The following is a 21,497-nucleotide window of genomic DNA, read 5'->3' as shown; positions in this document are numbered from 1 at the left end:
TGCTAGTGTGATCCAGAGCACTTGATTGAAAGGGGGTGGGCCGGATGATTCGTGCGTACAAATTCCTCATGCGGCCCACCGTGGGCCAGACGATCGCGCTCGTCGAGATGCTGCGGGATCACTGCTCCCTCTACAACGGCGCGTTGCAGGAACGGCGGGATGCCTACCGGCACGCCTCGAAGACCAGCATCAAGTACGGGACGCAGTCCGCGCAGCTCAAGGAGATCCGGGCGTTCGACACGGAACGCCAGGGCCGTTGGTCGTTCTCCGGCCAGCAGGCCACCTTGCGCCGTCTGGACAAGGCGTTCGCGGCGTTCTTCCGCCGCGCCAAGTCCGGTGGGACGCCCGGCTACCCGCGCTTTCGCGGGGTGAACTGGTTCGACACGGTTGACTTCCCCAAGGACGGCGACGGCTGCCGCTGGGACTCCACCCCCCACGATCCGGTCACCCGCGTCCGCTTCCAGGGCGTCGGGCATGTCAAGGTCAACCAGCACCGGCCGGTAGTCGGCAAGGTCAAGACCGTCTCGGTCAAGCGCGAGGGCCGCAAGTGGTTCGTCCTGCTGACCGCCGAGCAGACGCAGCCCGAGCCGCTGCCCGCGACCGGCGGTGTGGTCGGCATCGACATGGGCCTAGCGAACTTCCTTGCCGACTCCGAGGGAAGGTTCGTGTCCAACCCGCGCCACGGCCGCACCGCTGCCGCAAAGCTCGAAGCCGCACAGCAGGCGCTCAGCCGGTGCAAGCGCGGGTCGAAGCGCCGCCGCGAGGCCGTGCAGAAGGTCGCCGCCCTGCACCGAAAGGTCCGCCGCCAGCGCCTGGACCACGCGCACAAGACCGCCCTTGACCTCGTACGCGCGCACGACTTCATCGCGCATGAAGACCTCAAGATCCGCAACATGAGAGCCGCTCCCGCGCCGGAACCCGACCCCGACAGGCCGGGCGCGTTCCTGCCCAACGGGGCCGCGGCCAAGGCCGGGCTGAACCGTTCGATCTCGGATGCCGGATGGGGGGTGTTCCTGACGATCCTGCACGCCAAGGCTGAAAGCGCCGGACGGGAAGTGATCGCCGTGAACCCCCGCAACACCTCCCGGACCTGCCCCGAATGCGGGCACACCGCCAAGGAGAACCGGCCCACCCAGGAGAAGTTCCACTGTGTCTCGTGCGGCCACACCGCGCACGCGGACACGGTGGCAGCCGTGAACGTTCTAAGGGCCGGGCTGGTCCATCGCAACGCCAACCAGGCATAGCGAGAAGCCCCCTCGTTTACGAGGGGTAGGAGTCACGTGCTTGACGATTCCGCCCAGCGTGAGCTCGCTGACGGTGGTGCGGCGCATGGCCTGCGTGTCGGTGATGCCGCGCACGGTGATGAGCAGCAACTCCCGCTGCTCGGCAAGAGCGCGCAGCAACTCACCGCGCTCTCCGGGGGGAAACGTGGCCGGACTGTCCGTGGAAGTGGTCATGGGCCGACCGTCCGTAGGCAGGAATTAGGTCAGTACATGTTCTCGACAGAGCAGGCGAAGTCCGCCCGCGCTTCCCCGTCGCTCATTTTCGCGTAATACGTTTCAGGAAAATTTGGCGCTTTTCGGCATTTCCTGCGCTCGATCACAGAGCGGGCTCCTCCGGGAAGCACAAGCACCGGTCCCCCTTCCTCTTTTCCTTCGGGGCGGGATACCCCTTGAGGAGACGTACAGCCTGCGCAATCCAGGACGGAGCCACCATGAACGACGATCTGTTACCCGAATCAACGGGAGACCGGGGCGCAGCCACCGACGGGGAAAAGCCGAGCGCGGGGGACGGCGGCGGCTGGTATGTCGACACCCGCTGTACGAACTGCGACGTCGCGCGTCAGCTGGCCCCTGAACTGATACGCGAGACCGCTGGCCGCTCCGAGATGATCCGACAGCCGCGGAACGGGGCGGAGGCCCGGCAGTTGCACGCTGCCGCGTTCGCCTGTCCCGTCCGGTCGATCCGTCACTCCGGCCGTCGACTCGACGGTGCGCTGGATCCCTTCCCCTTGGCCCTGGACGACGCTGTTCACCTGTGCGGGCACAACTCCCCCCGCACGGCCGGAGCCAACTCCTACCTGCTGCGCCGGCCGTCCGGCACCCTGATGATGATCGATACGCCCCGTTGGAGCGGCACGCTGGCTGCGCGGTACGAAGAACTGGGTTCCGTCACCGATGTCCTGCTCACGCATCGGGACCACGCCGCGCACGGCCGCCGCTACGCCGATCGCTTCGGAGCCCGGCTGTGGATTCACGAGGATGATCTCGACGCCGCACCCGACGCCGACCATGTCCTGCGCGGCACGGATCCGGTCGAGATCGGTGAGGGCATGACAGCGCACCCGCTGCCGGGTCACACCCGGGGCAGCGTGCTCTACATCGCCGACGAGCGGTACTGCTTCAGCGGAGACAGCCTGTACTGGTCGCGTACGACGGCTGATCTGGAAGTGGCCGAGAGCGTCACCTGGTACTCCATCGAGGAGCTGGGCGCTTCCTTGCTGCGTACCACCGACCGGCTGCACTTCGAGTGGCTCCTGCCGGGCCACGGCGACCGCAAGCGGCTCCCCGCCCGGGAGATGGCCAGGCGAATGAAGCAGCTGACGGCCCGAGTCCAGATGCTCCGGCCCAGGCCCATCGATTTCACCGCTATGCGCTACTGATGAGTTCCTGTCGCCAACCTGCCGGAGATCCATGAGTGTGGCTGGGTGTGGCCATGTCTAGCCGGGCGGGGCTGGCCCCTGGAACGGGTGCGGCCACCGATGATCACCGATGTGTGAAGACACCAGATCTGATGGTGGCCGTAGGGCACAGCGTGGATCCAGCCCGGTGGTAATTCCTCCGCCCACATTGGATCTCAGCGGAGGTGCTTCCTGAGCGGCATCTCCCGCGAACCAGGATGACTGTCGGCGGCGTCCCGGTCGGTCCAGTCTATTTCGGGGAGACGTGTGCTCATGGCATCAGCCGATGTGCAGGTGTGTCACCGGTCCAGTCCGAACCGGCTGATCAGCATCGGACCGCAGCAGGGCACCGGTCACGTCGCTCTTCCCCCCGTGCCTCCGGCAGGTCACAGCGAATCGGTGAGATTGGGGCCGAGACCTCCGATCACATCGGGAGATTTGAGCCCATGGCCTTCAGCAACTCCGAAGTAGGTGGCCTCGCCCGGCTCTGCCGTAATTCCAAGCATGCCGTCAAGATCCCGTAGTGCAGCGGAAAGGCGGGGTGCATTGTTCATGTATACGGAGGCGTGTGGCACCCCTCGAAAGTCATAGGCGCCCCATACATCGTGGTGGACCGACAGCTCCGCCGAGGGGCCGATCGAATCGGGAGATACGGTCAGTTCGACCAGGCGTGGTTCGCGATGAGGGTCCCCCTCTTTATCGAACCAGGTGCCGGAACCCACAATGAGGATCTCGGACATTTCTGCGTTAGGGTGTCCAGTCGGGCGGCATGCGCGTGTCTGTTCTGCGATTGCTGCATCATTCAGCGAGAGCCCCAAGATATCAAGGCGGCTATGAATCCCGAGCCCTCCTTTGCCTACCTCGAACCAGCTCCATTCCAGCGACGTCGGTTCCAGTAGTTCGTATCTCCGCAGAACGGCAGTCATGTGAGCAGCTGTCTCTAGAGCTGCTTTCAGTCCTGGTGCTGTCACATCATCCAGATCCCAGAACCACGAGCCGCACGTCCTTGGAGCGCGCATCAGAAGCGACATTGAAAAGATCCTTACGGTTCTACTGCTTTGGCTGGGTACACGGTGATGGAGCCGTCCTGAAAGCGTAGCTCGAAGGAGGCGTTGGTTCGATCTGCTGCCCTCTGGACTTTATTCAGAACCTGCTCAGTTATCGCGCCCTTCGCATCCTGGATATCAAGAATTGCCACCTTTACCTTGACTCCGGGGCCTGCCAGCTGCTTCGCAGCGATGCCCTTCACGGCCGAGCTGATCCCGTTGGCGCTCTCGACGGTCTTGAGCTGCGCGCCGTACTCGATGCCGTTCTTGGATCTTGACAAAACATCCAGGTCGAGTTTTTCTTCGGGCAACTTCAACTCAAATTCGATATTGTCCATACTCTTGGCCCGTAGTTCAGACGCATGCTCCATGGCCTGATGGACAGCAGGGATCATGTCACCCTGCTTTACCTGGAAGATCAGACTTTTGTACCCAGGCATGCGGGCAAAATGTCCGTTCGTGATGTGATCGGCGACAGCGGCCCCGTATGGCGACTTCCTCAGTTGGGTCAGCATGCGTTCTTGGTCTACATGAGGGATCTTCGACTCAGTCAGAGCCGCAGTCACGTCCGCCTCCTGAGTGGGGGCCATCCTGCCGCTGGGTTGCTGGGCGATTCGCTCGCCTTCCAAATGGACGGGAACCTGATCGGGTGTCCTGGCGCCGTCTGCACCCGTGCCGTTGTGGGAGCCGATGTCACTGCCAGGTGGTCCGAACTCGTCAGGACCGCCGGAATGCCAGCCCGTGTGACCACCCTGGTGGGGGATACCTTGTCCGCCACCGGCTCCGTGGCCAGCGCCGCTGGATGTTGGATCGTGGGCGGAGTGGCCGCCCACAGGCGAGGGGCCCGGGACGTGGTTGCCGCTTGAGGGGGTGGGGTCGGTGTGGCCATTACGGATGGTGCCGCCTGCGGTCCCACCGGCAGGGTGGGATCCCTCACCGGGCACGGGGCCGCCTGGTCTGCCCCCGGACAGATCGCTTCCGGTGCGGCCGGCGTCGGCATGCGCGCCTGCGCCGACCAGGGATCGATCAGGTACCGGGGCATGAGTGCCAGAGGTGTTGGGGGCATCGTCGGAGAGTTGAGCGAGGCTGCCGTCGTTGTTATAGAGGTGGCCTTCGCGGTCCATGTACGGGGCGCCCTCGGCGAAGGGGGACTTGACCGTTCCTTCCGGGAGGGCCACCACCCCTTCCGGCAGTTGGACGGTGCCGTCGCGGAGCTTGACCGCTCCGTCCGGGATGGCCGTGCCCGCGGGCAGGTCCACCGTGCCGTCGGGGAATCTGACGGCACCTTCCGGCAGGGTGAAGATGTTGTCCGGCAGGGGCGGGATCTCCACGGCGCCCGAGCCCTTGAGGCCGGCCATGACGTCGCTGATCTTCGTCAGGCCCGCGCCCGCGCCCTTGAAGACGTACGTCATCGGGTCGATGATCCGGCCCGCCTTGCCCGCGAACGACAGGGCCTTCGCCGCGACGGCCGCCTTGCCGGCGCCGGACACTCCGCCGCCGGCTCCGCCGGTGAAGACGGTCGTCAGGACGTTGAATGTCACCGCGCCCGCCGCCCGCGACGGGTTCTCCCCCCACTGGTCCCACGCCAGGAGCGCCTTGCCCGTCTCCTTCATCGCCCTGCGCGAGTCCCGGGCGAAGCCCGGCAGGCGGTCCTCCGGGGTGGCCCAGAGCAGGCCGGGTGCGGCGACGGTGAGGATGACGCCGGTGGTGAGGTCCTGGAGTCCGCTCCACGCCTGCTTCGCCGCGTCCCAGCCGTCAGTGCCGAACAGGGTGCCCAGGCCCTTGATCGTGCCCCACACGCCGTCGACGAAGACGCCCTTGGTGAAGTCCCAGAGGTGCTCGCCCAGGTGCCACCACGGCTTGGACTCCTCGACCGGGTCGCCCCAGGGCAGGCCCTTGGCGTGCTTGAGGGCCTCGGCGTCGTAGCCGTACGTGCCCTCCTTGCCGGAGCCGTCGTCGGTCTTGAGGGGGGTGCCGCCGACCAGGGCCACGATCTTGGCGTGGCAGGCCCTCTCCACCGCCTGGAACGCGGCCCAGGTCTCGGCGATCTCGTTGTGGCGGTTGTTGTTCTCCTCGACCAGGTCGCCGTCCTCGCGCCATTTGTCATCCGCGTCGGCCTTGACGAGGAAGGCCCCGGCGTCGCGCTTCAGTTCCTTGAGTTTTTCGACCAGCGGGTAGGCGTCGTCCGAATACGTGCTCAGCGCGCTCGCGATGGTGCTCAGGTCCGACTTCAGGGAAAGTCCGGTATCCGCGACCGGCTTCGTCGTCGCGAACAACTGCTCCGCCTCGGGCGCCCGGTAGAAGGCCTGCAGGCCGCCGAAGCTGCTGTGGACGTCACCGGCGGTCGTGGAGATCGTCGCCCCGCTCTTCGTCAGAGCGGTCACCTGCGTGTCGAGCAGCGCGAGATTCCCGGTGAAGACCGGGATCCCTTCCAGCGCGACCGGGTCGTTCTCGCTCACTTGCGGCCCCCCAGATCCTTCAACAGATCCAGACGGACGGACTTCGCCGCGTCCTGGGCCTGCTTGGCCGTGTCCAGGTCGCCTTCCACGTACTCGTTCGTCGCCGTGGCCGCACCCAGCACGGCGGCCTGAATCCGCTCCGCCATCGACGTCAGCTGCGGCTGACGCTCCTTGAGGTACTCACCCAGCGCCGCGGCCACCGGGCCCATCGCGGCGTGCGAGAGGGGTTCCTGCCCCGGGGCCACCGGGCCCTGCAGGGGAGTGCCGGCCGCCGTGCCCGGCACCGCCGTGCCTGCGGCCTGCGCCGCCTCCGACATGGCCTTGACCATCGCGTTCAACGCCTTCTCCAGGTCACCGGCATGCCCGCCGACCACCTTCAACTGACCCTGAACACCCTGCGGCTTGATATCCCACGCCACCATCGAAGCCCCGCCCCCCTGAACACCCGAACCCACACATCACGACCCGCGGAGCGCGAACTCAGCCGATGCCGTCCACCGCGGCCTTCGCCCGCGCCAGCGTCTGCTGGGCGGTGCCGTCGTTCTTCTCCAGCGTCGTCCTCAGCAACTGGATGATGTTCCTGACCTCCTGCGAGGTCGCGTTCCAGCGCAGTTCCTTGCCGTGGTACTCATCCGCCACGCCATCGGCCGCGAAGTCGTTCATCGCCGCCTTCACCTGGGTGTCCCGCGCGGTGATCACCTGCTCCAACTGCGCGATCACCACCTGGATGGTGCCCTGCACCTCGGTCGACGCACCCGTGTCGTACGAACGCCGGTCACTGTTGCCCGCCATCAACCATCACTCCCCGTGAGAAAACGAAAACCCGCAGATCGGCCGGTGTCAGCGGCCCGAGAAGCGCGCCGCGTCGAAATTCGCGGACGCCATCTGCGTCCGTGCGTTCTCGCCCTGCTCCTGGTCACCCGAACCGAACGCCGCGTCCATCCCCGACTGACCGCCCAGGATCCCGGAGAGCGAAGCGTTCAACGCCGCCGTGATCTCGTCCGAGCGGTTCTTGAAGTCGTCGAACGCCACCTTGCCCGCGCCGTTGAACTTGCCCTCCAGCGGCTCCGCGGCTGCGATCAGCTGCCGGATCAGGGCGCCGAGGTCCGTACTCGCTCCCTGCGACTGCGACAACAGGTTCGAGAGGACCGACGCCCCCATGTCGAACTTCATCAGTTTGCCCCGCCACGTCGAAAGATCGTCTGCACGTTCATATCTATCAACCTCCGCATCGCTACTGCAATCTGCAATCGGCCAGAGTTGAGCAGTGACCGACTCATGACATCCGGCCGAGTCCTCTAGGCGCCTCTGAGATGGCGCATCAGGCGTTCGAAGTCCTGCCAGCCCGACAGGTCCGAAGGGTCGCCCGGCAACGGGTAGTACAGGGCAGGCCGGGACTTCGGGCCGAGCGGGACGGGCGGTTCGGGCAGGGGCGTGCGGCGTGCGCGGTCTCCGGGCAACTCGCGCACCTCCTCCGAGCCGAGGACGAAGGCCAGCGGAACTCCCGGGCCCTCGAAGCGCGCCGGTACGGACACATCGCGTCGGGCTTTGCGAACTTGTACGAGCATCGACTGAAGGCGGTGCCGGGTGGCAAGCGTCTCGGCGACCCCGGGAAGGGTTTCCACCGGAGGTTCCTCGTCGGTCCCGTAGCCGAACGCCAGCGTGACGTGTTCCTCCACGCCCGCCTCCGTACGGGTGATGCGCACCGTGGCGATGCCCGGCCGGTCTCCGTTGCCGACCACGACCAGCCAAGTGGGCTCCGGAGCCCTTCCGTACGCGAGGTCGGTCAGCCGGCGCGGCGACCACGGCAGGTTCGCCGGCTCGGCCGTGCCCCATCCGGCAGGCGGCTTCCCGGTCAGCTCCCGCCACACCGACTCCAGCCCGCCGCCCAGAACCAGCCGCTCGTCCGCCGGGTGGACCATCCGGAAGGTCAGGGCGAGCTGGCGCTCACCCGTGTCCGCGCCCTCCTGGTAGGTGGCCGCCACCGGGGTGTGCGGATCGTCGTCCGTCGCCGACGGGGAGGCGACCGGCGCGAACATGGCGCCCTGCCAGCGCAGTACGGCACCCGTCAGGCCGTCGTAGTACCCGTCCCGCTCGTCCTGCACGATCCACCGCGACGGCGGGCCACCGAGGCTGTCGCGTACGGCGGGGGAGAGCGTGGTGCCCGCCGGGCTGACGATCTGGAGTCCCAGCCCCGCCCCGGCCGCCGCCCGGAACGCGTCGGAGAGCCAGGCCGTCATCGCGACCACAGGGCGGTCCTGGATGACGACGGCGACCTTCTCGGTGAGTACGTCGATGGCGGGCTGCGCGGCGGCGGGCGACGGGGCCACGCTCACCCCGTCGGTCTTCACCACGGCGAGCGAGTCCGCGGCGTCCGCGGGCCAGGCGGAGCCGCCCACGAGCGCGGCGAGCCGCGCCGCGAACGTGCCCGCGAGCTGTTCCGCCTCCGCGACCCCCGTGGTGGCGCGGGCCTCCGTCCACCAGTACGGCACCGGCGGCGGCGTGGCCCCGAGCAGCCGCTCCGCCTCACCCTCCACGGCCACCAGCAGCGGTGCTTCGACGGAGACGAGCGGGCGCCCCTGCGCATCGCAGAGCTGCACCACGGCCCCTTCGCCCCGCGTGCCGACCAGCTTGTCCGGGCCGCCGGAGAGCAGACCCGCGAGCACGCTCCACGGATCGGGCATGCGGGTGGTGAGTGCGATGACGTCCTTGGTCATGGGGTCGTCCGGTCCTTCGTCGTTCGGCGATGGTGGCTCATCGTGTGCTTCACCCCGGTGAGCGCACGGTCTGGATCAGCCGGTTCGGTTGACCCCTGCGAATGAACACGCCCCGGCCGGGAGCCTGTTGCGACGCGTACACCCCCGGGAACAGCTGGCCCTCGCTGCGGTCGCCCGCCATCAGCAGCGCCGACGCCCCCGACTCCCGCAGCCCCTGCACCAGCGGCTCGTACATGCCGCGCGAGGCACCCGCCACGCGTCGCGTCAGGACGAAGTGGAGGCCGATGTCGACCGCCGAGGGGATATACGGGAGGAACGCGGCCAGCGGCGACTGACCCGCGGTCGTCAGTACGTCGTAGTCGTCGACCAGCACCACGATGCGCGGCCCCTTGCCCCAGCTGCCCGGCTCCAGGTCCTCCAGGCGCGCGTTCTCGTCGGGCAGCCGCTTCTCCAGCTCGGTGGCGATTCCGGCGGAAAGGCCCGCGCACAGCTTGGAGTTGTACGCGTAGCCCCCGTTGAACTCCTCCGGAACCGCCCCGCGCAGGGAGCGCCGGGGGTCCATCACGGCGAACACCAGATCGTCCTCGCCGTAGCGGTCGATGAGGCCGTGCGCGACCGTCCGCAGCAGGTTCGTCTTGCCGCACTCGCTGTCCCCCATCACCAGCAGGTGCTGGTCGTGGTGGAACAGGTCGAGCAGGACGGGCGCCAGCGCGCTCTGGTCGAGTCCGATGGCCACCCGTCGGGGCTCGGCCGCCGGCCCCGGCAGCAGATGCGGCTCCAGGGTGTGCGGCAGCACCCGTACCGGCTGGGCGACGTCACCGTTCCACGTGGCGCGGAGCGTTCGGGCGGTGCGCTCCAGGACCGCACCCAGGTCCGCCGTGTCGGTCACCCCGTCCGTACGGGGAAGGGCCACCTGGGCGAAGAGCTTTCCGTCGGTGAGGACCCGGCCGGGCTCCTCGGGCGACAGCGTCCCGGCGAGCTTGCGGTCGATGCTCGACTCACCGGAATCGTTCAGGCGCAGCTCCATGCGGGTGCCGAAGTTCGACTGGATGGCGATACGGACGTCGTTCCAGCGCAGCATGCCCGCGACGACGTGGATGCCGTATCCGCCGCCGCGCTTGAGGATGTCGCCGATCGCGTCGTCCATTTCCTCGAAGTCGTCGCGAAGCGCGCCGAATCCGTCGATGACGAGCAGGATCTCGGCCGAGGCGAGCTGCGGCAGCCGGCCGGCCGCGTGAAGGGTGCGCAGTTGCTCGACCGAGTCGATCCCGTGCTCGCGGAAGAGGTCCTCGCGCAGCGCGAGCATGGTCCGGACCTCCTCGACGGTGCGCGCCGCCCGCTCCCGGTCGGCACGGCCCGCGATGCCGCCGACGTGCGGCAGGTCCGACAGCGCCTGCAGGCCGCCGCCGACGAGGTCGAGCCCGTAGACGCCGACCTCCTGCGGGGTGTGGGTCAGCGCGAGGGAGAGGACGAGGGTGCGCAGGAGTGTCGTCTTGCCGGACTGCGGGCCGCCGATCACGGCCGCGTGGCCCCCGGCCACCGTGAGGTCCAGGAACCACCGGCCCTGCCACTGCTTGGCCGGGTCGTCCAGCAGACCGAGCGGTACGAGGAGGGGGCCCTGCCGACGGGCACCGGCCCGGCCGCCGTCCGCCCGCGCCCCGGCGAGCCGCATACCGCGCGGGCCGATGTCCAGCGGACCGGCCACCGTGTCCAGGGCGGTGGCCGCGGGCAGCGGGGGCAGCCAGATGCCGCGTACCGGCGGGGCGGCACCGGTCAGCTGCGCGACCATGACGCCGAGTTCGGTCGGCCCGGTCTCGCGACGGCGGGACGCGGGTTCCTGCGGCTGCGCCGCGTCCGGACCGGCCAGGGTGTTGAACGCCTCGTACGCCAGCGCGAGGGGGCCGGTCTCCTCGTCCTCGGAGTGCCGCACGGGGCCGCGGTAGCCGCCGGACACATAGCCCGCCTTGAACCGGGCGTAGTGGCTGGTGTCGACCTTGAGATAGCCGAAGCCGGGCAGTGGCGGCAGGTGGAACGCGTCCGTGGTGTCCAGCACCGTGCGGGACTCGTCGGCGGAGAAGGTCCGCAGACCGAGCCGGTAGGAGAGATAGGTGTCCAGGCCCTTGAGCTTGCCGCCCTCGATGCGCTGGCTGGAGAGCAGCAGGTGGACACCGATGGAGCGCCCGATCCGGCCGATGGACAGGAACAGGTCGATGAAGTCGGGCTTGGCGGTGAGCAGTTCACCGAACTCGTCGATCACCACGAAGAGATGCGGCAGCGGGTCCAGATCCGGCCGCTTCTCGGCGCGCAGAGCCGCGTAGTCCCCGATGTCGGCGACGTTGCCCGCGTCCTTCAGGGCCTGCTGGCGGCGTTTGACCTCACCGGCGAGGGAGGAGTGGACCCGCTCGACGAGGCCCGCCTGGTTCTCCAGGTTGGTGATGACGCCCGACACATGCGGCAGGTCCGCGAACGGGGCGAAGGTCGCACCGCCCTTGTAGTCGACCAGGACCAGCGCGAGGTCCTCGGGCGGATGCGTGGCGACCAGGGCGAGGACGAGGGTCCGCAGCAGCTCCGACTTTCCGGAACCGGTGGCGCCGACGCACAGGCCGTGCGGGCCCATCCCCAGTTCCGAGGACTCCTTGAGGTCCAGGAGCACGGGCTCGTGCGAGTCGCTGATACCGATCGGGACACGCAGGAACGCCCGCTCGCCGCGCGGCGCCCACAGCGCCGGCAGATCCAGTTGTGCCACGTCGTCGATGCCGAGCATCGAGGCGAACTCGACCGGACCGGACAACGGGGCGTCGACCAGGGACTCGGCGGACAGCCGCAGCGGCGCGAGCATCCGTGCCAGGCCCTCGGCGAACGGAATGCCGACCTCGTCCACGGTGCCGCGGGCCTCTATGGGCTCCCCGGCCCGCAGGTCCTCGATGGTCACATCGGGCCCGTCGACGGTGATGCGTACGTTGACGTGCCCCGGTTCCTGCACCCGCTGTTCGAGCAGATGAAGGACGGTGACGCCCATCTCCCGCAGACCGACCGCGTCGTCCGGGCGCGGCAGGTCGACGGCGTCCTCGCCGTGTCCGTCGGTGACCACCAGCAGCCGGGAGTTCATCGACAGCGCGTCCTTGCCGGCCAGGCCGCGCCGGACCTCGGCCGCGTAGGACGCCCGGCGGCGTAGTTCGGCGCCGAGCTGCCGGGCCAGCTGGGGCGCGGACGGAGCGATGCGGCGGGCGGCGACCGGACCGTCGAACCGCTCCGGGTCGAGCAGATGAGGCAGCCACTTGGCCCATTCCCAGTCCGCGATCCGGTCACCCGGCGCCGCGACGGCGAGGGCCACGTCGTCGGGAGCGTGCAGGGCGGCGGCCTGGACCAGCAGGGCGCGGGCCACCCGCAGACAGTCGGCGCGCGGACCGATCACACTGATGTTGCCGACCCGGTCGAGCGGGACGGTGAGCGGCAGTTCGGTGCCGTTGCGGAAGCGGTTCGTCAGCGCCGACGCCTCGTTGAGCATGAAGAGGTCGGGCGGCGTGAGGACCGATGACCCCTGCTCGGCGATCCGCAGGTCCCGTACGGGCATCTCGCCGGTGCCGACCCGCACCCGCAGGAAGTCGTCGTCCGCCCGACGGCGCTCCCAGAGCCGGGCCGGATCGCGCACGATGTCGTACAGGGCGTACGGCGAGGGGTTGAGCACGTCGGCACGCTCGCGCCGCTCCCGCTCCTCGGACGACAGTTCCTCCCGCAGGTCCTCCACGTAGGCGAGGTACGCCTCGCGCTGGGTGCGCCGGGTGCGCTGGGCCTTGCCACGCTGCGAGAAGAGCAGGGCCACGGAGCCGATGATCGTGACCACGAGGATGATCGCGCCGAGTGCCGCGAACTGGCTGTTGCGGACGACCGTCATCATCACGACGGACGACATGACCCCGGCGACGGGCAGCAACGACATCGCGATGTTGCCCGCCTTCCCCTCGGGAAGGTTCGGCGGGGCCTCGATGGTGCGGGGCGCGGACGTGGCGGGCGGGCGGGTGGTCCGGGCGGGGCGGTGGATCAGTCGGGTGCTCATCGGCGTCGTCCGTCGTTCACGTGCAGCTCGTGCAGCTCGTGCAGCTCGTGCGGCTCGTGCGGCTGGGGAGGCATCGGGATCACCGGCGCTTCTGGGAAAGCTGGAACACGTCGGCGGCGAGCCGGGTGGCAGCCAGACGTGTCGGCCGGGAAAGCAACTCGGTGCGCAGCGCCCCACCGGCTGCCAGGTGCCGGTCGTAGGGCAGGACATGGACGCCCGCTCCGGTGGACCTGAGCGTCTCGGCCGCTGCTTCGACGTCGATCCCGGGGCGCGCCATCATGCTGGAGAGGACGACGACCGTACCGGCGATCATGTGCGGGGGCAGTTCCCGCATCCACTGCAGTACGGCGTACGTGCTCGTGACGCCGTCCAGCGTGGCGGGGGCGGCCAGCACCCGGGCCTGGGCGGCGGAGAGCGCGACCCGGGCGACCTCGGCGGGCAGCGTCTCGCAGTCGACCACGGTCACCCCGAAGTAGCGGCGCAGCGCCACCATCACCCGTCCGTACGTCGCCGTGTCCAGCATCGCCCCGATCTGGCCCCGGCTGCCGGGCAGCAGCCAGGCGTTGTCGGGCAGCTGGACGAGATAGCCGGTGACGTCGAGCAGGGACATCTGCGGCTCAACGATGTCCGCCAGATCGGCCGTGGTCCACCGCAGGGTCTCGGCGCCCAGCCGCAGGGGCAGCGATCCGAGCGCCGGGTCGGCCTCCACGAGGAGGACCGGGTCCTGGCGGTAGTGCGCGTACGCCGTGCCGAGCAGGGCGGCCACGGTCGTCTTGCCCGCGCCGCCCCGGATGGAGGTGACGGCGATCTGCCGACCGGTCGTCACCGGCTGCTGGAGCGTCTCGGCGGTCCGGGTGATCTCGGCGACCTCGCGCGCCGCCGACGAGGCGACGATGCGGCACAGCGCGCGCGAGGCACGTGCGGCGAGCGGTTCACCGTGCCGCGGGCGGCGGGCCGTTCCGGCCAGCGCGCTGTCCACCACGGCCCGTGAATCGGGGGCGTGGGAAGGCCGGGTGATCGGTGAGCGCGTGGGGGGTGTGGGCGTGGGGGCGGCCGAAGCCTGCCCCGGTGGTTGTGCTGGTGCAGGCGCCGGTGGTTGTGCTGGTGCCTGCGCCTGTGGGTGCTCCTGTGTCTGTGGCTGCGCCGTCTGTTCGTGAAACCCCGTCCGGGTGGGCGTTGTTGACGCCTGTCCGCCGTGAGCCACCGCGTTCTGCGGGGGCGCGCCCCTCAGGTCGCGCAGTACATCGCCCTGCCAGTTGTCCGCGTGCGGCATGTCTGCCCTTCTTCTCCGCTTCGATGCCCCGCCCGGAGCGCCCGCGCATGTGATGTCAGAGATGTCAGAACTTGTTGAGCAGCTGTCCGTAGATGCCGAACACGCCGATGGCGAGCGGGAAGAGCCCCACCATGCCGATGGACTCGATCAGATCGGCGGTCCGCCGCAGCCGGACCCGTACGTGCTCGGGCGGCTCCACCATCAGGGCGAGCAGGGGCAGCAGCGCCGCCGCGCAGAGTACGGAGATGGGTCCGGCGCCACCGGCCTGTTCCATCCAGAGCATCACGAGCCGGACGAGGAGAACCGCTGCGGCGGCGAACAGTGCCACCACCTCGGCCACCAGCGGGAACGCGCGTGCCCGCGACAGGAGCACCACCGCGACCAGCGAGGGCAGCAGGACGGTCCACACGGTCGGGCGTGCGGCCAGGGTGAGGAGCCAGCCCGCCGCGGCCGCAGACACCGACGTGACGAGCGTCGCGAGGGCGAGGCCGCGGTGCGTTGCGGCCAGCGCGTTGCCCACGTCGTGACGGCTGACGGACACCCCGCCCGAGCGGCGGTCGTCGAGTGCGGTGAGCCCCGACGCCATCAGGGCGAGCCGGGGCAGCGTGCCGAGCAGGACGACGGAGAACACGGCCATGACGGCACCGAGCCGGGCCGGTTCCGACTCGACAGCGGCGACGCCCTCCCACACCGCGGTGACGGCGGCCGTGGCCACGGCGCCGATGAGACCACCGCGGCCGAGCGGGGAGAAGAAACCGAGCAGTGTCATCGACAGGGCCACCGCCGCGGCCACGGCGGCGAGCCGCACAGGCCCGGACCAGTCGTGCGCGTCGGCGGCGGTCCAGGCCGTCAGGACACCGAGCGCGCCGGAGACGGTCAACAGCGCGGTTGCCGGACCGCGGTTGCCCTGCCCGAGCCGGGCGACGAGCGCTCCGGCCACCAGAAGGACGGTGGTGACAGCCGCCAGGACGCCGGCCAGGGCGGCGAGCGGAAACTCGCGGCGGGCCAGCAGCGCCGCGATCACCGCGAAGACCACGGCCGTCGCTCCCGCGCCGACCCGCCGTGCCGCCGGACGCCAGCGCCAGGCCCGCAGGCCGAGGTTGTCGGCCACCTGGTCCGTGACGTCGTGGACCACCGGGGCGGGAGGAGCGGCGTGAGTCCTGACGAGCCGCAGCACGGCGCCGTCGCTGATGCCCGCCGATGCCAGCGTGCTGTCGTGGGGCAGCGCCGAACCGTCGGAGGTGATCAATTGCCGGGTCAGCGGGCGGGATGCGGCCCGGTCGTCCAGCAATTGAAGGATGTCCGGAAGAAGTTGACCGAGGGGAGTGTCGGAGGGAAGAACGATGTCGGCCCGGCGTCGCTCACCGACCAGGGTCACGCGGCTCAGTTCCGCCCGGGAAGTCATTGCTGTGCTCACCACTTACGGAACCTATCATCGCGACTTTCCGAAATTTCGGGCCAATTGGGCACATGTGCGCCGGGTGTTCTTCCGTATTCCTGGGAGCAGGCCACATCTCGCCCGCAACGGAGCCCGTGAATTCCCGGCGGCCCGTCGCTCCGCACCGGATTATGGCTGCTTGTCCGTGCCGGACGAATTCTTCGGCTCTTCGTACTGCTGGGCCTGTTGCTGCTGTTTCTGCTGCTCCGCCTGCTGTTTGTCCAGAGTGTGCTGGAGGAAGGACCAGCCGACGCAGCCGGCGCAGAGCACAGCGGTGATCGCGATGCCCGCGAATACTTTTCCGAGCCGCTCGTCCGCCGTCCGCCGAGTGCGTTGCGCTCCGAACAGCAGGGCATCTCGCATCCTGCGTCGCCGTACGCCGACCGACTCCAGCAGCTGACTGTCGTAATCCCGTGCCATGCGCTCCCCCTTTGCCACTGCAACATAGGCCATGGGGCGGTGAGGGGTACACCTCAGGGGCGCCCGAGTGGGGCGGATCCGGCCGTTTCCGCGCCCCGGTCTCACGTCCGCCGCAGTGCGAACCACAACTCCGTGCGTACGTCCATGTCGTCCAGGTCCACGGCCAGCAACTCCGCGCACCGCCCGATGCGTTGGCGGACGGTGTTGCGGTGGACGGACAGGGCCACCGCCGTGCGGTCCCAGCTGCCGTGCAGGGACAGCCAGCAGCGCAGGGTGTCGGTCAGCGGTGGGGTGAGCGGGGCGAGGAGGGTGCGGGCGTGGGCGGCGGCCCGGTCCGGGGGGATCAGGGCGGCGAGGCCGGAGGCGGTGGAGTGGACCTTCAGGGGGGTGCGGGTCGCCTCGGCGTGGCCCAGGGCGCGGGCCGCCCGGGTGTCGGCGGCGTCGAGGTCCGTGACGGGTACGGGGTCGGAGGCGCCCAGGGTCCAGCCCGGTTGCGGGGTGAGCGGGGCGGGGGCGGTGAGCAGGACCCGTACCGCGTCACGGCCCCTCCCCGCGTCGACCAGGGCCGAGCCGAGGGACGCGCCCAGGACCCCGGCGGTGAGCGGGTCGGCGGTGGCGCCGTCGCTGCGGCGGGCGTGCACCACGGTCCAGGGGCCCTCGCCGCCCAGCAGCGGGGTCACGTCCTGCGGAGTCGCGCCCAGCAGCATCCGTACGAGCGCCGCCGAACGGCCCGCCGCGTCGGCGCCCTGGTGCGGGGCGGCCAGCAGGGACAGCAGGACGACCGCGATTCCGGCCACCATCCGGTCGCCCGCCTCGCGCTGCCGGGACGCGAGGGTGAGGACCAGCCCCTGACCGCCGCCGAGCGCGTACGCGGACAGCTGCGCGTCGCCGCACGTGTCCGTCGCGGAGGTGGGAGCCGGGGACAGGGGAACGGGAGGGGGCGGGGGTGCGGACAGGAGGGAGGAGGGAAGGGGGGCCGGTCCGGCCGGGGCGACCACCCCGGCCAGCCGCGCCAGCGCCTCCCGTACCTCCGGGGCCGGGCGGCGGCCCGCCGTGTGCAGGACCTCGCCCTCCGCCGTCAGCAGCGCGGCCCGGCCCGCGAGCTGGGCGGCCAGCTGGTGCAGCACCGCGGGCACCGGGTCCGGGCGGGCCGCCGCCGTCGCCAGGGCCTGCTGGGCGCGGGTCACCCGGCGCAGCTCGCGATGCCTCGCCTCGGCCATCAGGCGCCACACCGCCCGCGCGATCGCGGTGAACGGTGTGTCCGGCGGCACCTCCAGCAGCGGCAGCCCGTGCCGGTCGCACGCCTCGACCAACGCCTGCGGCACCGTCTCGTGCACCGGCCGCACCCCGAAACCCAGCGCCGCGGCCCCCGCCTCCACCAGCCGGGCGACGTAGCGCTCCGGGTCCGTGAGCAGCACCCCGGCACTCAGCAGCAGCTCACCGCCGAGCAGATACGGGTACGGGTCGGCCATCTCCGAGGTGTGCACCCACAGCAGGTCCGCGTGGTCCGGTCCGGCGATCCGGCGCAGCCCCAGCTCCTCCCTGGCGAGCAGCTCCGTCAGGGGGATGGGCGGGGTGGGCGGCCCGGCGGGGGAGTCCGGCATGGGTGATCCATCCAATCAGCGAGTAAAGAATGGATGAAACGTACACTTCAGCGCCGCTTCCCGGCCACCTACCGTCTTCACCACGCACGAACCCGAACCTGCTGAACGAGACGGAGGGAAGCCCATGGCTGTCGACTACGCCGTGATCGTCGTCTACCTGGCCGGCATGCTCGCGCTGTCCGTCTTCTTCTCCGCACGGCTCGCCCGGCTGAAGGTCTACACCGTCTCCGAGATGCCGGACCTGCTGAGTGCGTGGCGGGAGCGGGTGGCGGGGCGGGGGGTCGGTGAGCCGGATGCCCTGGCGCGCGAACCGGCCACCGCCACGTAGGCCCTCGTCCTCAATCGCCGGACGGGCTCCAAAGACGTCCTCAATCGCCGGACGGGCTCCAAAGGCGTCCTCAAGCGTCGGACGGGCTTGGTTTGCCGCCTGAGCTCGATTTGCCCCCGGGGCTTGATATTTCAGCCCGTCCGGCGCTTGAGGACGGAACCCGTTCGGTGGGGGGCGTTGCCTCTGTGGCGTCGGGGGCGTCATGATCCAGCCCGTCCGGCGCTTGAGGACAGGAAGCGGCTGCCGGACGACCCCGGCACCCCCCGCACCCCGCACCCCGCACACTGAATAACGTACTAACGCCCACAAAGCGCGCATCACCCGAAGGAAAGGCACTCCACCCATGAGCAGCAACGAATCGCCGCGCGGCCCCGTCGACTCCTCCCGCGTCCCGCGGTACGCCGGGCCCGCGACGTTCGCCCGGCTGCCCCGGCTCGACGAGGTCGGCACCGCCGATGTCGCCGTCGTCGGCGTGCCCTTCGACAGCGGGGTCTCCTACCGGCCCGGCGCCCGCTTCGGCGGCAACGCGATCCGTGAGGCGTCCCGGCTCCTGCGCCCGTACAACCCGGCGCAGGACGCCTCGCCGTTCGCCCTCGCGCAGGTCGCCGACGCCGGTGACATCGCCGCCAACCCGTTCAACATCAACGAGGCCGTCGAGACGGTCGAGGCCGCCGCCGACGATCTGCTCGGCACCGGCGCCCGGCTCATGACGCTCGGCGGCGACCACACCATCGCGCTGCCCCTCCTGCGGTCCGTCGCCAAGAAGCACGGCCCGGTCGCGCTGCTCCACTTCGACGCCCACCTGGACACCTGGGACACCTACTTCGGCGCCGAGTACACCCATGGCACCCCGTTCCGGCGGGCCGTCGAGGAGGGCATCCTCGACACCTCGGCCCTCTCCCACGTCGGCACCCGCGGCCCGCTGTACGGCAAGCAGGACCTGACCGACGACGAGAAGATGGGCTTCGGCATCGTCACCTCCGCCGACGTCATGCGGCGCGGCGTCGACGAGATCGCCGACCAGCTCCGGCAGCGGATCGGGGACCGGCCGCTGTACATCTCCATCGACATCGACGTCCTGGACCCGGCGCACGCCCCCGGCACCGGAACCCCCGAGGCCGGTGGCCTCACCTCCCGCGAGCTGCTGGAGATCCTGCGCGGTCTCGCCTCCTGCCACCTGGTCTCCGCCGACCTGGTCGAGGTCGCGCCCGCGTACGACCACGCGGAGATCACCTCCGTCGCCGCCTCCCACACGGCGTACGAGCTGACCACGATCATGTCCCGCCAGATCGCGGCGGCCAGGACGGCGGACGGGGCCGGAGCCAAGTGAGCCACGACCACGACGACCGGCCCCGGCTCACGCCCGCCCAGGCCGAGGCCGCGCTGAACCCCCCGCCGGGACGCAACGGCGGCGACCTGGTCGTCGAGTCCCTCCAGGGCCTCGGCGCGACCACCGTCTTCGGGCTGCCCGGCCAGCACGCGCTCGGCATGTTCGACGCGCTGCGCCGCTCCTCCCTCTCGTACGTCGGCCTGCGCGTCGAGAACAACGCGGGCTTCGCCGCCGACGCCTACGGCCGGATCACCGGGGAAGTGGCACCCCTGCTGCTCTCCACCGGCCCCGGCGCGCTCACCTCCCTCGCCGCGCTCCAGGAGGCGGCCGCCGCGTCCGCCCCGGTGCTCGCGATCTCCAGCCAGATCCCGACGGCCGGTCTGGGCGGGGGCCGGCACGGCTATCTGCACGAACTCCGCGATCAGCAGGCGTCGTTCCGCGACATCGTGAAGTCTGTGCACACCGTGCGTACGGCGTCGCAGATCCCGTCCGCGATCGCCGCCGCCTGGGAGTCCGCGCTGACCGCCCCGCACGGCCCGGTCTGGGTGGAGATCCCGCAGGACGTGCTGCTGGCCGAGACCGTGCTGCCGGTCGTCAGCGCGATGGACGCCACCCCGCGCGAGCTGTACCCGCGCCCCGAACTGACCGTGGCCGCCGCCCGTCTGCTGTCGAACGCCGAGCGCCCGGCGATCATCGCGGGCGGCGGAGTCGTACGTTCCGACGCGACCGGCAAGCTGCGCGCGCTCGCGGAGCGGATCAACGCCCCGGTCGTCACCACGTTCGGCGGCAAGGGCGCGTTCCCGTGGGAGCACCCGCTCTCGCTGCGGTCCTGGCTGGAGGACCGGCACACCACGGACTTCCTGGAGTCCGCCGATGTGCTGCTCGTCGTCGGCTCGGGCCTCGGCGAGCTCTCCTCGAACTACCACACGTTCACCCCGCGCGGCCGGATCATCCAGATCGAGGCCGACGCCGGGAAGCTGGAGTCCAACCATCCCGCGCTCGGCATCCACTCCGACGCCCGCGAGGCGCTCGGCGACCTCCTGGAAGCGGTCGACGCCCGTGCGGACGCCACCGCGCCCGAACGGGTCCGTGCGGTGCTGGAGAAGGTCCGGGCCCGGATCGACGGCCAGGACCTCACCCTGGAGCAGCAGGTCCTCGCCTCGGTCCGCGAGGCGCTGCCCGACACCGCGCCCAGCTTCTGGGACATGACGATCCTGGCCTACTGGGCCTGGTCCGCCTTCGACGCCCGCCACCCGAACACGATGCACTCGGCCCAGGGCGCGGGCGGCCTCGGCTACGGCTTCCCGGCGGCCATCGGCGCGGCGGCGGCCGACCCCACGCGGCCGGTGCTCGCGGTCTCCGGTGACGGCGGTGCGATGTACTCGATCGCCGAACTCGCCACCGCCCGCCAGTACGGCCTGCCCGTCACCTGGCTGATCGTCGACGACGGCGGCTACGGCATCCTGCGCGAGTACATGACGGGGGCCTTCGGCGAGGCCACGGCGACGGAACTGGCCCGGCCGGACTTCGTCGCGCTGGCCGAGTCCTTCGGCGTCCCCGCCGTCCGTACGACACCGGAATCACTGGCCGCGGACCTGACGAAGGCCCTGGCCGCCTCCGGCCCGTCGGTCGTCGTGCTTCCGGCCCTGCTGAGGATGTTCGAGCCGACGCACCTGTAGCCGAACCGGCCGGGCGGGCCCGCTGTCCCTGCGGCGGGGGAGAGCGGGCCCGTTGTCCTTGTGGCGGGGGAGAGCGGGCCCGCCCGTCACGCGTCCTGGAGCGCCTTCACGATCTCGGCCGTCTGCTCCTTCACACCCTCCTGGAAGCGCTCCTGCTTCTCGACGGACCGCAGATCCCCCGGAAGCTCGCGCCGCTCCGGCAGCAGGTCCGGGAGCATCCGGAAGACGACGGCCGCCGCCTGGCCCTTCTCCCGGTTCTTCGCGTCGAGCAGATACTTGCCGGCCCTCTCCAGATGCTCGGTCAGATGCTTCCTGGGTTCCTTGGCGACCTGCTCCTTGAGGCCCGAGCTTCCCAACGAGTGATGCGTGCCCGTGCCGAGCTTCTGCAGCTCGGCGAGCGCGGCGTACAGCCGGCCGCAGCGGTACGCCTCCGTGAGTAGGTCGTTGGTCATGTCCGTAACCCGTC

General features: G+C 70.2%; 18 protein-coding genes. 5 read left to right on the top strand and 13 right to left on the bottom strand.

Going from position 1 to position 21,497, the window contains the following annotated elements:
- Window positions 1-44: 44 nt before the first annotated feature.
- Entirely contained in the window at window positions 45-1,244 is a 1,200-nt protein-coding gene (locus tag A6A29_RS26320; RefSeq protein ID WP_073723937.1) for an RNA-guided endonuclease InsQ/TnpB family protein, read from the top strand.
- Here A6A29_RS26320 and A6A29_RS26315 read toward each other — a convergent pair.
- Entirely contained in the window at window positions 1,203-1,457 is a 255-nt protein-coding gene (locus A6A29_RS26315; protein WP_079183020.1) for a mycothiol transferase, read from the bottom strand. The genes A6A29_RS26320 and A6A29_RS26315 overlap by 42 nt on opposite strands.
- A gap of 257 nt (window positions 1,458-1,714) precedes the next feature.
- On the opposite strand from A6A29_RS26315, the gene A6A29_RS26310 reads away from it, so the two are divergent.
- On the top strand, window positions 1,715-2,662 hold the full coding sequence (locus tag A6A29_RS26310; protein WP_079183019.1) for a 4Fe-4S domain-containing protein: 948 nt from the start codon (window positions 1,715-1,717) through the stop codon (window positions 2,660-2,662).
- A 404-nt stretch (window positions 2,663-3,066) separates the two neighbouring features.
- Here the strand turns inward: A6A29_RS26310 and A6A29_RS26305 are convergent, their stop codons facing one another.
- From A6A29_RS26305 to A6A29_RS26255, 11 genes are all read right to left on the bottom strand, one after another.
- Window positions 3,067-3,711 carry a hypothetical protein gene (locus tag A6A29_RS26305; protein ID WP_241838656.1) on the bottom strand — a complete coding sequence of 215 codons (645 nt, stop codon included), beginning with the start codon at window positions 3,709-3,711 and terminating at the stop codon, window positions 3,067-3,069.
- A gap of 11 nt (window positions 3,712-3,722) precedes the next feature.
- Window positions 3,723-6,185, bottom strand: a complete 2,463-nt coding sequence (locus A6A29_RS26300; RefSeq protein WP_073723452.1) for a hypothetical protein — start codon at window positions 6,183-6,185, stop codon at window positions 3,723-3,725.
- A complete protein-coding gene (locus A6A29_RS26295) occupies window positions 6,182-6,607 on the bottom strand; it encodes a DUF6507 family protein (RefSeq protein ID WP_073723450.1) in 426 nt (141 codons plus the stop codon). The genes A6A29_RS26300 and A6A29_RS26295 overlap by 4 nt, the downstream gene beginning before the upstream one ends.
- A gap of 58 nt (window positions 6,608-6,665) precedes the next feature.
- Window positions 6,666-6,977 (bottom strand): pore-forming ESAT-6 family protein, encoded by a 312-nt coding sequence (locus A6A29_RS26290; protein ID WP_073723448.1) that lies wholly within the window; start codon window positions 6,975-6,977, stop codon window positions 6,666-6,668.
- Between the two features lie 48 nt (window positions 6,978-7,025).
- A complete protein-coding gene (locus tag A6A29_RS26285; RefSeq protein WP_073723446.1) occupies window positions 7,026-7,358 on the bottom strand; it encodes a hypothetical protein in 333 nt (110 codons plus the stop codon).
- A gap of 125 nt (window positions 7,359-7,483) precedes the next feature.
- Entirely contained in the window at window positions 7,484-8,902 is a 1,419-nt protein-coding gene (locus tag A6A29_RS26280; RefSeq protein ID WP_073723444.1) for a DUF6177 family protein, read from the bottom strand.
- A 49-nt stretch (window positions 8,903-8,951) separates the two neighbouring features.
- Window positions 8,952-12,959, bottom strand: a complete 4,008-nt coding sequence (gene eccCa, locus A6A29_RS26275; RefSeq protein WP_073723442.1) for a type VII secretion protein EccCa — start codon at window positions 12,957-12,959, stop codon at window positions 8,952-8,954.
- Window positions 12,960-13,038: 79 nt separating this feature from the next.
- Window positions 13,039-13,941, bottom strand: a complete 903-nt coding sequence (locus tag A6A29_RS26270) for a MinD/ParA family ATP-binding protein (RefSeq protein WP_198953254.1) — start codon at window positions 13,939-13,941, stop codon at window positions 13,039-13,041.
- Window positions 13,942-14,296: 355 nt separating this feature from the next.
- On the bottom strand, window positions 14,297-15,637 hold the full coding sequence (gene eccD, locus A6A29_RS26265; protein ID WP_073723440.1) for a type VII secretion integral membrane protein EccD: 1,341 nt from the start codon (window positions 15,635-15,637) through the stop codon (window positions 14,297-14,299).
- A 162-nt stretch (window positions 15,638-15,799) separates the two neighbouring features.
- Window positions 15,800-16,090 (bottom strand): hypothetical protein, encoded by a 291-nt coding sequence (locus A6A29_RS26260; RefSeq protein WP_073723439.1) that lies wholly within the window; start codon window positions 16,088-16,090, stop codon window positions 15,800-15,802.
- 101 nt (window positions 16,091-16,191) lie between these two features.
- Complete coding sequence (locus A6A29_RS26255) at window positions 16,192-17,694, bottom strand: PucR family transcriptional regulator (protein ID WP_073723438.1); 1,503 nt, start codon at window positions 17,692-17,694, stop codon at window positions 16,192-16,194.
- Window positions 17,695-17,818: 124 nt separating this feature from the next.
- Here A6A29_RS26255 and A6A29_RS26250 point away from each other — a divergent pair, with 124 nt between their 5' ends.
- From A6A29_RS26250 to A6A29_RS26240, 3 genes are all read left to right on the top strand, one after another.
- Window positions 17,819-18,022, top strand: coding sequence for a hypothetical protein (locus A6A29_RS26250; RefSeq protein WP_073723437.1), 204 nt, complete (start codon window positions 17,819-17,821; stop codon window positions 18,020-18,022).
- A 343-nt stretch (window positions 18,023-18,365) separates the two neighbouring features.
- Entirely contained in the window at window positions 18,366-19,352 is a 987-nt protein-coding gene (speB, locus tag A6A29_RS26245; protein WP_073723436.1) for an agmatinase, read from the top strand.
- The gene (locus tag A6A29_RS26240) at window positions 19,349-21,031 is read left to right on the top strand and encodes a thiamine pyrophosphate-binding protein (protein WP_073723435.1); all 1,683 of its coding nucleotides are present in this window, start codon (window positions 19,349-19,351) and stop codon (window positions 21,029-21,031) included. Before speB ends, A6A29_RS26240 begins: the two co-directional genes overlap by 4 nt.
- A gap of 86 nt (window positions 21,032-21,117) precedes the next feature.
- Here A6A29_RS26240 and A6A29_RS26235 read toward each other — a convergent pair whose 3' ends face one another.
- Window positions 21,118-21,483: a hypothetical protein gene (locus A6A29_RS26235; protein WP_073723434.1), complete on the bottom strand. Its 366-nt coding sequence runs from the start codon at window positions 21,481-21,483 to the stop codon at window positions 21,118-21,120.
- Window positions 21,484-21,497: the final 14 nt, after the last annotated feature.

It is taken from the genome of Streptomyces sp. TSRI0281, assembly GCF_001905125.1.
GTDB lineage: Bacteria > Actinomycetota > Actinomycetes > Streptomycetales > Streptomycetaceae > Streptomyces.
The sequence above is the reverse complement of the archived record's forward strand: the minus strand, read 5'-3'. Positions and strand labels throughout refer to the sequence as shown.

Excerpts from the sequence above, each read along its gene's own strand:
- eccCa (WP_073723442.1), bottom strand. The coding sequence starts at position 12,959 with ATGAGCACCCGACTGATCCACCGCCCCGCCCGGACCACCCGCCCGCCC.
- A6A29_RS26290 (WP_073723448.1), bottom strand. The coding sequence starts at position 6,977 with ATGGCGGGCAACAGTGACCGGCGTTCGTACGACACGGGTGCGTCGACC.
- A6A29_RS26320 (WP_073723937.1), top strand. The coding sequence starts at position 45 with ATGATTCGTGCGTACAAATTCCTCATGCGGCCCACCGTGGGCCAGACG.
- speB (WP_073723436.1), top strand. The coding sequence starts at position 18,366 with ATGAGCAGCAACGAATCGCCGCGCGGCCCCGTCGACTCCTCCCGCGTC.
- A6A29_RS26280 (WP_073723444.1), bottom strand. The coding sequence starts at position 8,902 with ATGACCAAGGACGTCATCGCACTCACCACCCGCATGCCCGATCCGTGG.
- A6A29_RS26250 (WP_073723437.1), top strand. The coding sequence starts at position 17,819 with ATGGCTGTCGACTACGCCGTGATCGTCGTCTACCTGGCCGGCATGCTC.
- A6A29_RS26235 (WP_073723434.1), bottom strand. The coding sequence starts at position 21,483 with ATGACCAACGACCTACTCACGGAGGCGTACCGCTGCGGCCGGCTGTAC.
- A6A29_RS26305 (WP_241838656.1), bottom strand. The coding sequence starts at position 3,711 with ATGTCGCTTCTGATGCGCGCTCCAAGGACGTGCGGCTCGTGGTTCTGG.
- A6A29_RS26255 (WP_073723438.1), bottom strand. The coding sequence starts at position 17,694 with ATGCCGGACTCCCCCGCCGGGCCGCCCACCCCGCCCATCCCCCTGACG.
- A6A29_RS26295 (WP_073723450.1), bottom strand. The coding sequence starts at position 6,607 with ATGGTGGCGTGGGATATCAAGCCGCAGGGTGTTCAGGGTCAGTTGAAG.
- A6A29_RS26285 (WP_073723446.1), bottom strand. The coding sequence starts at position 7,358 with ATGAAGTTCGACATGGGGGCGTCGGTCCTCTCGAACCTGTTGTCGCAG.
- eccD (WP_073723440.1), bottom strand. The coding sequence starts at position 15,637 with ATGACTTCCCGGGCGGAACTGAGCCGCGTGACCCTGGTCGGTGAGCGA.
- A6A29_RS26260 (WP_073723439.1), bottom strand. The coding sequence starts at position 16,090 with ATGGCACGGGATTACGACAGTCAGCTGCTGGAGTCGGTCGGCGTACGG.
- A6A29_RS26310 (WP_079183019.1), top strand. The coding sequence starts at position 1,715 with ATGAACGACGATCTGTTACCCGAATCAACGGGAGACCGGGGCGCAGCC.
- A6A29_RS26315 (WP_079183020.1), bottom strand. The coding sequence starts at position 1,457 with ATGACCACTTCCACGGACAGTCCGGCCACGTTTCCCCCCGGAGAGCGC.